Origin of the sequence: Treponema bryantii (assembly GCF_036492245.1) — a bacterium.
GTDB lineage: Bacteria > Spirochaetota > Spirochaetia > Treponematales > Treponemataceae > Treponema_D > Treponema_D bryantii_C.
Genome location: NZ_AP025286.1, coordinates 608,860 through 623,022, shown reverse-complemented (window position 1 = coordinate 623,022; position 14,163 = coordinate 608,860). Strand labels below are relative to the sequence as shown.

General features: G+C 37.8%; 13 protein-coding genes. 6 read left to right on the top strand and 7 right to left on the bottom strand.

Translation table 11 applies throughout. The annotated features are described in order from the left end of the window. Positions 1-78 precede the first annotated feature (78 nt). Positions 79-564 (bottom strand): Lrp/AsnC family transcriptional regulator, encoded by a 486-nt coding sequence (locus AABJ44_RS03155; RefSeq protein WP_074641036.1) that lies wholly within the window; start codon positions 562-564, stop codon positions 79-81. Positions 565-961: 397 nt separating this feature from the next. On the opposite strand from AABJ44_RS03155, the gene pta reads away from it, so the two are divergent. After that, positions 962-1,993 (top strand): phosphate acetyltransferase, encoded by a 1,032-nt coding sequence (pta, locus tag AABJ44_RS03150; RefSeq protein ID WP_338370410.1) that lies wholly within the window; start codon positions 962-964, stop codon positions 1,991-1,993. Positions 1,994-2,434: 441 nt separating this feature from the next. Here pta and AABJ44_RS03145 read toward each other — a convergent pair whose 3' ends face one another. Next, positions 2,435-3,490, bottom strand: coding sequence for an ankyrin repeat domain-containing protein (locus AABJ44_RS03145; RefSeq protein ID WP_338370409.1), 1,056 nt, complete (start codon positions 3,488-3,490; stop codon positions 2,435-2,437). A 43-nt stretch (positions 3,491-3,533) separates the two neighbouring features. Then, the gene (locus tag AABJ44_RS03140) at positions 3,534-3,878 is read right to left on the bottom strand and encodes a hypothetical protein (RefSeq protein WP_338370407.1); all 345 of its coding nucleotides are present in this window, start codon (positions 3,876-3,878) and stop codon (positions 3,534-3,536) included. 301 nt (positions 3,879-4,179) lie between these two features. Here AABJ44_RS03140 and AABJ44_RS03135 point away from each other — a divergent pair, with 301 nt between their 5' ends. From AABJ44_RS03135 to AABJ44_RS03125, 3 genes are all read left to right on the top strand, one after another. Further along, a complete protein-coding gene (locus tag AABJ44_RS03135; protein WP_338370406.1) occupies positions 4,180-4,605 on the top strand; it encodes a DUF1016 N-terminal domain-containing protein in 426 nt (141 codons plus the stop codon). 101 nt (positions 4,606-4,706) lie between these two features. Next, positions 4,707-5,210 (top strand): DUF8052 family protein, encoded by a 504-nt coding sequence (locus AABJ44_RS03130; RefSeq protein ID WP_338370405.1) that lies wholly within the window; start codon positions 4,707-4,709, stop codon positions 5,208-5,210. 68 nt (positions 5,211-5,278) lie between these two features. Beyond that, on the top strand, positions 5,279-6,985 hold the full coding sequence (locus AABJ44_RS03125) for a carbon starvation CstA family protein (RefSeq protein ID WP_338370404.1): 1,707 nt from the start codon (positions 5,279-5,281) through the stop codon (positions 6,983-6,985). Here the strand turns inward: AABJ44_RS03125 and AABJ44_RS03120 are convergent. Beyond that, positions 6,982-9,078, bottom strand: coding sequence for a SpoIIE family protein phosphatase (locus tag AABJ44_RS03120; protein WP_338370403.1), 2,097 nt, complete (start codon positions 9,076-9,078; stop codon positions 6,982-6,984). The genes AABJ44_RS03125 and AABJ44_RS03120 overlap by 4 nt on opposite strands. 251 nt (positions 9,079-9,329) lie before the next feature. Between AABJ44_RS03120 and AABJ44_RS03115 the strand changes: the two genes are divergently transcribed. Together AABJ44_RS03115 and AABJ44_RS03110 are read left to right on the top strand one after the other, a co-directional pair. Further along, positions 9,330-10,448, top strand: a complete 1,119-nt coding sequence (locus AABJ44_RS03115) for an aldo/keto reductase (protein ID WP_338370401.1) — start codon at positions 9,330-9,332, stop codon at positions 10,446-10,448. Positions 10,449-10,532: 84 nt separating this feature from the next. After that, complete coding sequence (locus AABJ44_RS03110; RefSeq protein ID WP_074641051.1) at positions 10,533-11,201, top strand: hypothetical protein; 669 nt, start codon at positions 10,533-10,535, stop codon at positions 11,199-11,201. A 1-nt stretch (position 11,202) separates the two neighbouring features. Here the strand turns inward: AABJ44_RS03110 and AABJ44_RS03105 are convergent, their stop codons facing one another. The 3 genes from AABJ44_RS03105 to AABJ44_RS03095 form a co-directional block, all read right to left on the bottom strand. After that, entirely contained in the window at positions 11,203-11,604 is a 402-nt protein-coding gene (locus tag AABJ44_RS03105; protein ID WP_074641053.1) for an RrF2 family transcriptional regulator, read from the bottom strand. 62 nt (positions 11,605-11,666) lie between these two features. Next, positions 11,667-12,368: a response regulator gene (locus AABJ44_RS03100; protein ID WP_338370400.1), complete on the bottom strand. Its 702-nt coding sequence runs from the start codon at positions 12,366-12,368 to the stop codon at positions 11,667-11,669. After that, complete coding sequence (locus tag AABJ44_RS03095; RefSeq protein WP_338370399.1) at positions 12,361-13,992, bottom strand: sensor histidine kinase; 1,632 nt, start codon at positions 13,990-13,992, stop codon at positions 12,361-12,363. The genes AABJ44_RS03100 and AABJ44_RS03095 overlap by 8 nt, the downstream gene beginning before the upstream one ends. Positions 13,993-14,163 lie beyond the last annotated feature (171 nt).

Below are 14,163 nucleotides of genomic sequence, written 5' to 3'. Positions count from 1 at the left end.
CGTCATTGCGAACGTAGTGAAGCAATCCATTCTAAGAAGATTGCTTCGTCGTTTCACTCCTCGCAATGACGTTATGTCTTACGACTGAACAGTCTCTCTTCTGTCGCGTTCGTCCTCAACGTAAACAATGTCGTTTTCTTTATATGTCTTCAAAACAAAGTTAGTCTTAGTAGAACGAACACCTTCCAGAGTAGAAAGTTTTTCACTTACAAACAGTGCAACATCTTTAAGATTGTCACCCTCAATCAAAACCTTAAGGTCATAACCGCCGCTCATCAAATAAAGCGATTTAACCTGTGGAAAGCGGTAAATTCTGTCCGCAATAGCATCAAAGCCATGCTCACGCTGTGGCTGTACCTGAATCTGAATTTCCGCGACAACCTTATCCTTCGCGACTTTATCTTTTTCCGGGTTCACAATGGCGGCATACTTGAGAATAACTCCGTCGTCTTCAAGCTTTTTAATAATCTGCTTAACCTCGTCCGTAGTCTTCTTTGTCATAGCAGCAATGTCTTCAACCGAAAGACGTGCATTCTGACGCAGCAAATCAAGTATCTCATCCATAGTAAGAACCCCCAAATGTGTAAAAATGAATATAATATTTTACTATAGAAAGTCGTTTAATTCAACAATGAGATTTTTCTTCAAAAAGCACTTTTTTTTCTTGCAATATATAAAAGCTGTGCTATCATAAAGTTGTAGCCAAGAGCGAGATGAGGACGCACCCCGGCTGCTTGAATGGGAGGCAATATGCAATTTCCGACAAAGATAGAACACCTGGTCGAGGTTGTATAATACGTAGACATTCTTAAAGCGCCAGCGGCTTACTGCTGGGACATTTATAGTGCCAGTCCTTAGTCGACTGAGAGCACATTACAGGCCGGTTAAGCACCGGCTTTTTGTTTTTTAAACGGTTGAAAATTCATTCGCTAAGGTATATTCTAAGTTTCAGAGGAATAATATGAATTTTGTAGAAGACTTACTTAACAAAGCTAAGGCTGCAAACAAAACAATCGTACTTTGCGAAGGTGAAGATAAACGTGTTGTTGAAGCAGCTTCTAAAATCGTAAAAGACGGAATCGCAAAAATCATTTTGATTGGAAGCGACGAGGATATTAAGGCAAGCGGATGCAATGCTGATTTGAGCGGAGTTACAATCATTGACCCAGCAAAAGACGCAAATGCAGACAAATATGCAGAACTCCTTTTCAAAGCTCGTGAAGGAAAAATCAATAAAAAGACTGGAGCTCCAGAATATGCTGATGTAGCAGCAGCAAAGGCTGCAATTCTTAAGGACCACACAATGTACGGTGCTCTTATTCTTAAGGCTGGAGATGCAGACGGTTTTGTTTCTGGCGCATGTCACTCAACAGCTAACACACTCCGTCCAGGTCTTCAGGTTATCAAAACAGCTCCTGGTTTCAAGACAGTTTCATCATGTTTTATCATGGTTGCTCCAGAGGGTGGAAATCCTTACGTTCCAGAGGGAGTTGCAGTATTCGGTGACTGCGCTATCAACATTGAACCAACAGCAGAAGAACTTGCAGACATTGCAGTTGCTTCAGCAGATACAGCAAAGAAAATTGCAGGAATTGATCCACGTGTAGCAATGCTTTCATTCTCTACAAAGGGTTCAGGAAACGATGCTAAGTTCTACGACACTGTTACAAAGGTACAGAAGGCTACAGAACTTGCTAAAGCAGCAGCTCCTGATTTGGCATTGGACGGTGAATTCCAGTTCGACGCTGCAGTTGCTCCAAAAGTTGGAGAACTCAAAGCTCCAGGAAGCAAGGTTGCAGGACACGCTAACACATTCATCTTCCCTAACATCAACGCTGGTAACATCGGTTACAAGATCTGTGAGCGCATGGGCGGCTGGATGGCAATTGGTCCTATCTGCCAGGGCTTCGCAAAGCCTCTCAACGACTTGAGCCGCGGCTGTTCTGTAGAAGACGTAATTGCAACGGTGGCAGTTACAGCATTGCAGGCCTAAAGCGAGTTTGCGTAGCAAACTCGGTAAGCACGCGCAAGCGTGCGACCTACAGTTGCAGTTACTGCACTTCAGGCATAAAACAATAATATGACACTTCGCCCCTGAGCTTGTTTTAGAGTTCAGGGGCTTTTTTATTTATCATATTCCGGTGGTTCCCGGCAGCTTCGCAGCCGGTCGCGCTTTCCGTACTTCGCCGTCTAACGCGGCTCATCCACTCAGCTTCGCTTCGGGACTGCTTAGCCCTTCGCAACACAGTTGCTCGAAGACTCACTAAAAACAATCCACAGGATTGTTTTTGCCCTGCTACGCAGTGCCGTTCCCTAGGTACTACAATCGCTAACCTTTTCATAACGTCTCAAACAACTATGTCTTATTTGAATTGCGTTTTTGAAATATCAAAGAACCTTGATTAATAACATTTTCATGAAAATGTCGTTTATTCTATTCTAAATATCCACCATAACACCAGCCGGAAGTACCTTGTTTTATAGAATTATCTTCCCGGTCTTTAGCTCCATCCATAACCTCAATATAAAACCATCTACTGTTTATGCCATCAATTACTTCATATTTTCCAAGCAATTTAACTTTTACAGGTGAACCTTGCTTTATTGTTGTTATGATTAAACCAGCTCCTTGAACCGTTCTGAGTCTAAGGTTTTCTGTTACTGTCAGTTTATCGTCAATTTTAATATTATTTGGATTTTCAAACTGATAGCCGTAATCTGATAACATTTGTTTTAATTCATTTGCAACTTCTATTGAAATTTTATTATTTTTTATACGATCATCAAGTATTTTGTAAGCGTTTTTATTATCAGCTGTTGTAAAATTAGGGTTAGCACCGTTTTGTAATAATTCTTCCATAATTTCAATATTACAATTTGATATAGCCCAAAATAAAGGTGGAGCATATTGATCATATTTTTTAGAATTAATATCTTTTTTATATTCTGGCACACTTAATAAATAATCAACAATCTTATTATAATTATTTATTGTAGCCTCATTCAAAGGTGTTGTACTACCATATTCAAAACTACCACATTCATAGGCATATTTTATCATTTTAAGAATTGTTTCTTCATTTTGATCTTTAAACCAATAAAAAATTTTATCTATTTCACAAGAATTCACTTGATGATTTTTTACCATATCAATTGCTTCTTTATCATTTTCACATAATTTGTACATAACACTAGAAAAAGAATTTTTTCTTTTTAAATATTCCTTAGAACAATAACCATATTTTTCATATTTTGGTACATAGCAATACAGCCAATCATCTAAACTTTCTTTTTCATTCACATATATTTCATTATCTTGATTTAGTTTACCAATAATTTTTCCACTTTTTTCTGGCTGTTCCATAAATGGAATATCATTTCTTAAATAATAATAATTAGTTTCAAAACCATTAACATTCAACTTATAACTATCAATTGCAAATAGTTTTGTAGAAATTAATAATAAAAGAAAAATAAAATAATTTTTCATAAATATAACTCCTAGAATAGAATATAACTTAATGAGGTAATATTTATATTATATATTTATCTTCAAGTTTTTGCCGAATAACAATACCAAAATAAGCCAATGTAAAAGGTATAAATGGAGATAACCTATTGGATAATCTATTAAAATCTCTTTTTATAAAACAAACAATTAATACTATTAAAATAAAGAAAGAAAAAAATAGTAATATATATCGCAAAATGATTACTACTTTTTCATTCCTTGAATATAGAAAATTTAATACAAAAAATGAAAAAAGCCCTCCCGAAATATCAAAAATAATTTCACCAATAAGCATAGAATTTATATAATCATTTATATAAATCAATGAAATATCTATAGAACTAAGGATCAAAATAATAATATTCATTTTCTTCAATATATTTTTTGTAATTTCCTTTACTGAAGTTATTTACGTAAATTCTTCCGTATCAATTCCAATATTATACCAAATAATTTTAATTTTTAAGGGGTAAAGCATTGTCTATTCCTAAAACATTATATATATTGAAAGCGTAAAGCCTGCTGCACAGAAGACCATATCCAACAATTATCTGTATTTTTTAGTATGTGCGGTTCTATCTACATTTAATTTTTTTTATTTTTCTTTACCATAATTCAGGCCTGGGGTTGGACTGGTGCTGAAAATCCAATAACTCATGAGGTATGGTATGGAAAAATCTATTAACCAATCTAACTATTTTCAATCGAAGAACATTCTGGAAGATGCCAGAAAAATTATTAATGCAGCACGTACAAACGCTGTCAGAAGTGTTGATTTTTGCTGGGTTCAAATGTACTGGAATCTTGGAAGACGTATATTTGAAGAAGAACAGCAAGGTAAAGATCGTGCAGATTATGGAACATATCTTGTAAAGACACTTGCTGAAAAACTTGAAGTTGAATTTGGCAGTGGATTTTCTGTACGTCAATTAAAATTTTGCAGGCAAATTTATCGATTTTATCCAATTGGGAACACACTGCGTTCCCAATTGAGCTGGACACAATATCGCTTACTTATTCAGATTTCCGATCCAGACAAACGAGAATACTACGAACTTGAATCCGTTAATAACGCTTGGACCGCAAGAAAATAGGAAAAAAAATAAAGCACCACTCAATAAAATTCAGTCAGACTAAAACTCTTTATTGACACTTAATAAGTCATGCCATATACTTATAATACAAGGAATACCCGATGGAACCTTCCGAGGTCATAAAAAAGTTATTGCCTGCCTTTGAGCGGTATTATACAGTAAAAAACGAAGATATAACCCCTCCCTTCTGCTCCGAAGCAGAATTCCGTTCTCATAATGAACAGTATTTTCTTGTACGTTCAGCACATATTGCTGACATAGATTCCAACGAATTCGTTTACTTTGCTTCTCCTGATGAACTAACCTCTGAAAAGCTCGAAGAACTCGTAAATACTGCCTGGAATGCGGGACTTGCAAAAGTTCATCCATATAACGGACATCGCAATTCAGATGTTACCCTTTTGATTTTTACGAAATCGATTTCTCCTGAAACTGCAATCACAATCAAAAAAACAAAGCTTTATAAATCCTATAAATTCAGTTTTCACGGCTGGAGCCATTTTAAGCTTGCCGTATGCAACACTACGGATATGACAATTTACACAAATCGTCAGGGCAAGGATTATGCAAAGCTCATTAACAAGAATATAAAAAGTCCGTCGTGACTCTCTCCCGACGAAGATTTTTTTTATATTATAAAAACTTATGCGAATTTACGAGGAGGTAAGTTCAAATGACAGCATTATTAATTATTATTGCTGCAATCGTTTTGCTTCTGGCCGGCTATATTTTCTATGGTTCTTGGCTTGCAAAACAGTGGGGAATCGACCCTACAAGAAAGACACCGGCAAATGAAATGAATGACGGTGTAGACTACGTTCCGGCTAAACCTGCCGTTTTGATGGGACATCACTTCTCATCTATTGCAGGTGCAGGTCCAATTAACGGCCCTATTCAGGCAGCTGTTTTCGGATGGGTTCCAGTATTCCTTTGGTGTGTAGTCGGAGGTATTTTCTTCGGCGGTCTTCAGGACTTTGGTTCACTTTTTGCTTCACTTCGTCACGATGGAAAATCTGTTGGAGAAATCATTAAGTCTTCAATGGGTTCTAAAGCAAAGAAACTTTTCATCATTTTTGCCCTGCTCGTACTTATCCTTGTAATTGCTTCTTTCGTAAACGTTGTTGCAGGAACTTTCTTCTCTGCAGCCGGTTCATTCGGATTTGTAACAAATCCTAACGGAAACCAGACAACAGCTATGATTTCTTTGTGCTTCATTGTACTTGCTATTGTTTACGGTATCCTTACAAATAAATGCGGTCTTAAGACTCTTCCAGCTACAATCATCGGACTTGTTGGAATCGTTCTCATTACTATTCTTGGATTGAACGTTGGTTTTGCTATGAGCCGTACTGCATGGATTGTATTTATTGGTATTTATATTGCAGTTGCTTCTCTTGTTCCTGTTTGGATTCTCCTCCAGCCACGTGATTACCTTTCATCATTCCTCCTTTATGCAATGATTGCTCTTGCATTTGTTGGAATTGTTGCATCACCAATCACAGGAAGTGCTACATTCACAATTCCTGCTTTCACAGGATGGAAGACAAATATTGGTACTATGTTCCCTGCACTCTTCATTACAGTTGCTTGTGGTGCATGTTCAGGATTCCACTCATTGATTTCTACAGGTACTTCTTCTAAGCAGCTCGACAGCGAAAAGAACGCAAAGGCTATCGGTTATGGTTCAATGCTTATTGAATCTGCCCTTGGTATCATTTCTTTGATTGCTGTTGGTATGGTATTCGACAAGTACAAGGCTAACGGATTCGGTTCTCCATCTGCAGCATTCGGTGCTGGTCTTGCTACATTGTTCGGAAAAGAAGGTTCAAGCGCTTACAATACAATCTATGCTCTTCTTACACTTGCAGTTTCTGTATTCGCTCTTACTTCTCTTGATACTGGTACACGTCTCAGCCGCTTCATGTTCTCTGAATTGTTCCTTAAGGACGGAGAAGCAACATGGAAAGACGCTAAGGGAATCCGCAAACTTCTTGCTAACCCATTGTTCGGTACATGTCTTATGGTTGTTATTGGTTGTATCCTTGGTGGTCTCAAGCTTTCAGCAATCTGGGGTCTCTTTGGTGCTGCTAACCAGCTCCTCGCAGGTATTGCTTTGATGGCAGTTGCAGCATGGCTTGGTCAGGCTGGAAAGAACAACAAGATGTTCTTCATCCCAATGGTATTCATGCTTGCAGCAACACTTACACAGCTTGTTCTTACAATCATTGGTAAGGTAAAAGCTATGTGTGCTGGTGCTCCAAATGCATTCTTCTGGGGTAACTGGTTCCAGCTGCTCTTCGCTCTTGCTATGGCAGTGCTCGCTGTTATCCTCGTTATCGAAGGCGTACAGACATTCGCTAAGCAGAAAAAGAACGCTTAAGCTCGTTTAAGAATTATAACAGACACATCATCTACACGAGGTGTGTCTGCTATAAACTCTTCCATACGATCCATAATTCTGGAAATAATCTGTTCTGCACTTTCAGAGTTATATTTTTCAATAATAGCCTTAATAGGATCAATTCCAAAATCAAGTTTCTTGTCATTCAGCATTTCTGTAATACCATCAGTAAAAAGGAACAGAATATCTCCGCTTTGCATTGTAAATTCCATTTCAGAGAATTCTACGCCAAGTCCGCTTAATCCGACAGGTCCTGTATACGGCATATCGGCAGAAGGAAGCAGCTCTTCAACCACCTTTTCTTTAGCATTGTAATACAGAGGATACGGGTGCCCCGCATTTGACATAACCATAGTACAGCTGCCATCTGAATTTTCTTTTGTACTTAACAGAATACCTGTAAGGTAGTTTTCAATTTCACCCTTAGCTTCAATAAATCGTTCGTTGATAAGCTTGAGGGCATCTGCAACCCGTTCTCCACTCTCAAGGGTTTCACAATAAGTCTGCTGAATGATATTTTCAGCAAGCATTGTCACAAGACTCGCAGCAACACCATGTCCAGAAGCATCAAAAAGTGAAATACCATTTAAGAGATCTTCTTCGTGATAGAAATTAAAGAGATCTCCAGAAACGATTGAAAGAGGTTCATAACGAACTGCAAAATCCCAGTTTTTAAGCGAATGCTCAGGCGCATGGAAGAACTTTTTCTGAACAATCGCAGCCATTTTCATATCTTTGAGGGAAATCTCACGGTCATGCTGAAGGCTTTTATTTGCTGTAGTAAGTTTTTCTGTCTGAAGTTTAATTTCATCTTCAAGCCCTTTATTCAGATACTCAAGGCGGCGGGCAATCTTACTGTAATCACGACAGAAATAAACGAAGAATACAATAATCACAGCAGTCAATCCAAAAATGGAAATGAACGGCATTTTGATATTTCGGAAAGCACCTTTTATGATGATATCAACACCCATTATCGAGAACAAAACACCCATTGCAATAAGTACAAAACGGGCCTTTGTTTGAACTTTAAGATTTTTCAGACTTATGATTGTATAAGCTATAGAACAAAGCAATCCAAAGCATGAAATTGGAATCATTACCAGAGTCTTAGAAAACAGCCATACATAATCTGGAGACAGCAGTACCATTGTTGTACTGATTAAGAATGAAAGATACTGAATCGCAGTTCCAAATTTCGACAACTTATATTCTATAAAGCTGCAGATAAACATAGATAAAACAAATTCAATTGCAAAGAAACAGATACTCTTAGCAAATTTAACGTAAATTAAGAATGGAATACCTCCATGAAAACCTGCCCATGGAATATCTGTAATAAAGAAGATTGAGAAGAACAATGCAGTAAGGAAGTTCAAAATTCCAAAACGGCGGTAGCTTACATTCTTATCAAACATGAAGTAAAGCATAAAGAAGAATACACCGCAAAGAATCATCATTCCTTCAAAGAACATATAGAATCTGGATCTCCAGAATGTCATATTATCTGAAGTTCGCCAGCCATCCTGTCTTAAACCGATAAATACACCGTCTGTTATTGTTGCATGTCCAAGACAGAATACTTTGATATAAATTGTGTTGATTCCATCCTGCTTCAGATAAAGTTCAGGAAAATCAAAAAGATTTGCTACATAGCCGGCTTCCTGAATCATAGGATTAGAAAGGCCGGCCTCCATAACTCCATAATCATCTATATATAAGCCATTAAGATAAAGTTCATCGGCAAAGTGAAGATATGGAATGACCATAGAAAGGTCATCATTCTTAAGTTCTGGAATAAGTTCAAAATCTGCTTTCAGCCAGATAAATTCACCATCACGGCCAACAAGATCCATAAGATTTTTGTAGCCCATATTATCGAGATGTTTATAATCCAGATTTATAGCATCATCTATTGTGCTGTCAACATCAGAAAGTGCCCAGTAAAAAGCATCATCAAGATAGATTCTTGGAGGCTCAGATTTACCCTTGCAGGAAGAAAACAAAAAAAGAAAACAAAAAACAAGCAAAAAAAGTTGCGGCTTGAATCGCAAAAGAGAACAATTTTTCATTATAAACAATTTCCTTCTTTATATTGTAACAGAAGAAATTCAAATTGACAAAGAAAATTCCTTTATATTTACACAGGGGCTCTCTGAAGATTTCGATAATATTTTTACAATTTACATCACGTTTTTTACAATCGGAATCCTCATTTATAGTTTATACTTTTTATAAATAAGGAAAAAAACATGGTATACGGCCACATCAAGGCATACATTGCTTAAATGTTTACATTTTTTTCCAGGAGGATAAAACCCATATGAAGAAACTTGGATTTGGATTGATGAGACTTCCTTACACAGAAGATAAAACCTGGGGAAACATTGATCTTGAAAAAACACGAGAGATGATTGATGCATACATGGCAGAAGGATTTACCTATTTTGATACAGCCTGGGTATATCACGGTGGCTTTTCTGAACGCGTTTTCGGTGAGCTTGTTGCAAAACGATATCCACGTGAACAGTTTCAGGTTACAAGCAAAATGCCTTTATGGAATATGAAAGATCCTGCAGAGCTTCAGAAGACTTTTGATGAACAGCTCAAAAAATGCGGAGTTGAATATTTTGATTATTATTTCCTCCATGCCCTGAACAGAGATGTTTTTGCAACAGCAGAAAAACTCGGAGCTTTTGAATGGATGCAGAAAATGAAGGCAGAAGGAAAAATTAAGCACCCTGGCTTCAGTTTCCACGACTCTGCTGATGCTCTTGAGATGATGCTCAGCAAACATCCTGAGGTTGAACTTGTTCAGCTCCAGATTAACTATATTGACTGGGAAAGCGACAATGTTCAGAGTCGTAAATGTTACGAAATCTGTAAGCGCTATGGTATTCCTGTATCTATTATGGAACCAATTAAGGGCGGTAGTCTTGCAAACATCATGCCGGATGCTAAAAAAAAATTTACTGACTACAATCCAGATGCAAGTGTAGCAAGCTGGGCTGTACGTTACTGTGCAAGCATGGACAATATTCTTGTAGTTCTCAGTGGTATGAGCAATATGGAACAGCTCAAAGACAACATGAGTTACATGAAGGATTTTGTTCCACTCAATGCAGAAGAACAGGAATGTGTAAAGAAAGCAACTGAACTTATTAAATCTACAATTGCAATTCCTTGTACAGCCTGCCGCTATTGTGTTGATGAAACAAACGGTGGCTGTCCTATGAAGATTAACATTCCACGTATGTTTGAACTTTACAACGAAAGCAAGCGCTATGGCATTGCATCGTTCAAATGGCATTACAACGAGGAGTTAAAGAAGACTGGAAATCCTGCAGAATGTGTTGAATGCGGTAACTGTCAGGGTCATTGCCCACAGGGACTTAAGATTATTGACCTTCTGAAAGAGGTTTCTTCAGCTTTTTCGTCGTAATTTAAAAATAACCATGGTTATTTTTTAGTTGAACTTTTATAAATTAGAGTTATAATATAGTTAAAATTACCACAGGTTAAAGTTATGAAAGTAGATAATAAAGTTATAAGTGAAGCAGATATTGAAAGCATAAAGGCCGCAGTTCAATCACGAAAACCAGTTGATTTCTTCTGCTATACACTTACACCAGAGCAGAAAGATCGTTTTCTCAAGATTCTTAAAGTATTCTTACAGGAATGCAATCAGGAATATCTGTTTAACTATCTTTCTTATTGTCTATTTGAACTTCTCGACAATGCCAGCAAAGCTAATGCAAAGCGCATTTACTTCAAAGAGCATAGTCTGAACATCAATGATGAAAATGATTATAAGCATGGAATGAAGGAGTTTAAGGAAACTCTCGATGAAAACGCTTTGCATTATGAAACTGAACTTGAAGCCGGAAAGCTTGAGGTTCACCTTCTGCTTTCAGCTGATGATGTAATTTCAATTACTGTTTCGAATAATACTAAAATTACTGAATCTGAATATAAACGAATCAAAGAAAAGATTGAAAAGACAAAGGTTTATAATACCATGGCCGATGCCATCAATGATATTGATCAGACAGAGGGCTCTGGCCTTGGAATTATAACCGTTTTGATTATGTTGAAAAAGTTAGGATTGGCTTCTGATCATCTTCAGTTCCAGACGACAGATACAGAAACCATTGCTACTATTGAAATTCCCAAAGATACCTTAGAAGAATTATAAGCTATCGCATCAAATCTGCGAGAGAAACACTATCCAGATATCCCTCTACAAGTTCATCAAGCTTAGTCCACATTGGCAGGGTTCTGCATTCTGCCTTACGAGAACACTCCGGTGCACCTTTTTCCAGACATGCAACAGGAGAAAGACTTCCTTCTGTAAGACGAAGAATGTCGCCAACCTTATATTCATCAGGCTTTTTATTAAGTTTATAACCACCACCCTTTCCATGAACGGCATCAACAAAACCGTTTTTAGACAGAAGAGTCATAATTGATTCAATATATTTCTGTGAAATCTGCTGGCGTTCAGCTATTTCCTTAAGAGGTACTCGTTCACTTTTATGCTGTTCGGCCAGATCAATCATTACACGAAGAGCGTAGCGGCCTTTAGTAGAAACTATCATTTATCTATTATCCTTGTTTGTATATAGGTAGATTATAGCACAAAAACAACCAGGGTCAAGACTTATGACTTACGATAAAGCATACTTGGGCGGCCGCCGGTTTCATAATTGATTTCTACATTAACAACCTTTGTTTCTGTCAGATAACTCATATAATGGCGGACTGTAACTGAGGAAAGACCAACATCTTCTGAAATCTGATCTCCAGATACCCAGCCTTTTTTTTCTTTAAGATAATCAGTTATAAGATCCAGAGTTTTTTTCTGAATTCCCTTTGGAAGCTCATCGTTCTGAGAATGATAAGATACAGGACTGGAAATAAGACTGTCGACATAACTCTGGTCAATGGTTTTATTTGCGTCCCGGAAGGCAAGTTCTTTTGCAATATATTTTTCCAGTGCAACCTGAAACCGTTCGTAGGCAAACGGCTTAATCAGAAAATCTATAACTCCAAGATGCATAGCTTCTTCTAGTGTTGAAGGATCATTTGCAGCCGTCACCATAATTACTTCACAATCAAGCTTCTTTTCTCGGATTTTTTTAAGGGATTCGATACCGTTCATAAGTGGCATGAAAACATCCATAATTACAAGATCAATTGAAGAATCTCCGTTTGCCTCTGTATTTTGAGATTCAAGGTACTCAAGAGCTTCCTGGCCGTTACGACAGGTTTTCTGAACCAGAAAACTCTTATTGCGGCATACATACTGTTCATTTATCATGGCAACCATTGGGTCGTCTTCAACAATCAGAACCTTATACATAATTACCCTTTAATAATACCATAAAAGACGTTCCAATGTCTTTCTCTGATTCAAAACTGATTGTTCCGCCAAGACTTTCAACAAGCTGCTTTGTATGATACATACCAACCCCGCGGCCTGTACCCTTTGTAGAAAAACCTTTTTCAAAAATTCTGTCGCGGATTTCATCCGGGATGCCGCAGCCAGTGTCGCGGACTGTAATTAAAAGTTCACCAGGTTTTGTAAACACGCCGAACTCAAGTTCCCGCTGACGGTTAAGGTCTGTAAGCTTCATATTCATTGCATCAAGAGCATTGTCTATAAGATTTCCGGCAATCGTTACAAGAGCTTCAGAAGGAACTGCAATATCAGAACTCTTAAAGCGAATTCCCTCTTTTAGAACAAAACGAACATTACATTCTGAAGCACGGGCAATTTTTCCAATCAGCAAAGCTGCAAAAGAGGCATTATCTACCGCGTGCATAACAGTGCTCAAAGTTTCCCGCTGGATAATCGAAATATTTTCAATATATGACACAGCCTTGTCATATTCACCAATCTGAATAAGACCGAGAATTACATGCAGTTTATTTGTAAAATCATGGTTATTGGCACGCATTGAATCTACAAGATACTTGGTTCCAGAAAGTTCTTCCATAAGTTTTGTATATTCAGTACGGTCATGTAAAAGAGCGACGGCACCGCTGAGGATTCCGTCTTCCATTACGGGAACGCAGTCCATTAAAAGAGCGGTACCGTTTTCTGTTTCCTGCTGAATGCCAAATTCAGCGGTGCCGTTTTTTAAGACCTCGGAAAGATATTTTTCTGCAAAAACCTGCTGCTTGATATGGGTGATTTTTTCATCATCAACACAGCCAAGCATCTTATCTGCCGCTTTATTTGAAAACTGAACGTTGTTTTCGCTGTCAACAGCAATGATTCCATCGTATGTAGATTCCAGAATATTTTCGCGGATGCGGAACATTGAAGAGAAGGTGTCGGGTTCATAACCAAGGAGCCGCCGCTTAAGTTTGCGGGAAAAGGCGCGGCATATTGCGATTTCTATGATTATCGCAGCAACTGTAACACTCAAAAATAAAAGTACGATTTTGTAAGTAAAGGAGCGGATTGAGGTTTTCAGCATAATCGCCATGATAAATCCGATATAGTTGCCCTTTTCATCATAAATTGCTGAATAGGTACGACGCTGTGGACCAGAAGGTCCGATATCGCTTTCTGTATAAAAACCTTTTTTATGAGTGGTAAAATCCGGATGAGTACCGTCGTACTCAGTTCCCATAAGATTGTGATTTGTATGATAAACTCTGATATTTTCTGTATCAACAATGGAAATAACGTCTACATCCGCCAGCTCCGCTGCAATTCCGTCCATACATATGCACAGGTCGCGGCGCGGCGCATCCCGCATAAACCCATAAATCCGCGTTATCAATTCCGCAGTATCCTGCAGATTCTGATCGAACGCATTATCGCTGGCGTTTACATTTATTACCGCACCGCCCACACTCATAAAAATCGTAGTCAGAATAATCAGAATCAGCTGGATACGCTGAATCTCGTGGCGGATATCCGTGAGACTGTTTTTTCTACGGCCTTTCTTTGGCTTTGAAACCTTTGATTCCATTCTATAGAAATAATATCAAAAGAAAGGACTTTCTAAAACGTTTTGAAAGTAAAAAAAATATCACACAAAAAAAATACTTTTCTTTCTTTCGAAAAATTGTAATTTCACAAAATCAGAATATTATGAAGACATAAAAAATCACCGGCCGGACGAACGGCCCTCAGGAGAACT

Coding starts and splice junctions, on each gene's coding strand:
- AABJ44_RS03115 (WP_338370401.1), top strand. CDS start 9,330: ATGAAGAAACTTGGATTTGGATTGATGAGACTTCCTTACACAGAAGAT.
- AABJ44_RS03155 (WP_074641036.1), bottom strand. CDS start 564: ATGGATGAGATACTTGATTTGCTGCGTCAGAATGCACGTCTTTCGGTT.
- AABJ44_RS03125 (WP_338370404.1), top strand. CDS start 5,279: ATGACAGCATTATTAATTATTATTGCTGCAATCGTTTTGCTTCTGGCC.
- AABJ44_RS03130 (WP_338370405.1), top strand. CDS start 4,707: ATGGAACCTTCCGAGGTCATAAAAAAGTTATTGCCTGCCTTTGAGCGG.
- AABJ44_RS03100 (WP_338370400.1), bottom strand. CDS start 12,368: ATGTATAAGGTTCTGATTGTTGAAGACGACCCAATGGTTGCCATGATA.
- AABJ44_RS03140 (WP_338370407.1), bottom strand. CDS start 3,878: ATGAATATTATTATTTTGATCCTTAGTTCTATAGATATTTCATTGATT.
- AABJ44_RS03095 (WP_338370399.1), bottom strand. CDS start 13,992: ATGGAATCAAAGGTTTCAAAGCCAAAGAAAGGCCGTAGAAAAAACAGT.
- AABJ44_RS03110 (WP_074641051.1), top strand. CDS start 10,533: ATGAAAGTAGATAATAAAGTTATAAGTGAAGCAGATATTGAAAGCATA.
- AABJ44_RS03145 (WP_338370409.1), bottom strand. CDS start 3,490: ATGAAAAATTATTTTATTTTTCTTTTATTATTAATTTCTACAAAACTA.
- AABJ44_RS03120 (WP_338370403.1), bottom strand. CDS start 9,078: ATGAAAAATTGTTCTCTTTTGCGATTCAAGCCGCAACTTTTTTTGCTT.
- pta (WP_338370410.1), top strand. CDS start 962: ATGAATTTTGTAGAAGACTTACTTAACAAAGCTAAGGCTGCAAACAAA.
- AABJ44_RS03105 (WP_074641053.1), bottom strand. CDS start 11,604: ATGATAGTTTCTACTAAAGGCCGCTACGCTCTTCGTGTAATGATTGAT.
- AABJ44_RS03135 (WP_338370406.1), top strand. CDS start 4,180: ATGGAAAAATCTATTAACCAATCTAACTATTTTCAATCGAAGAACATT.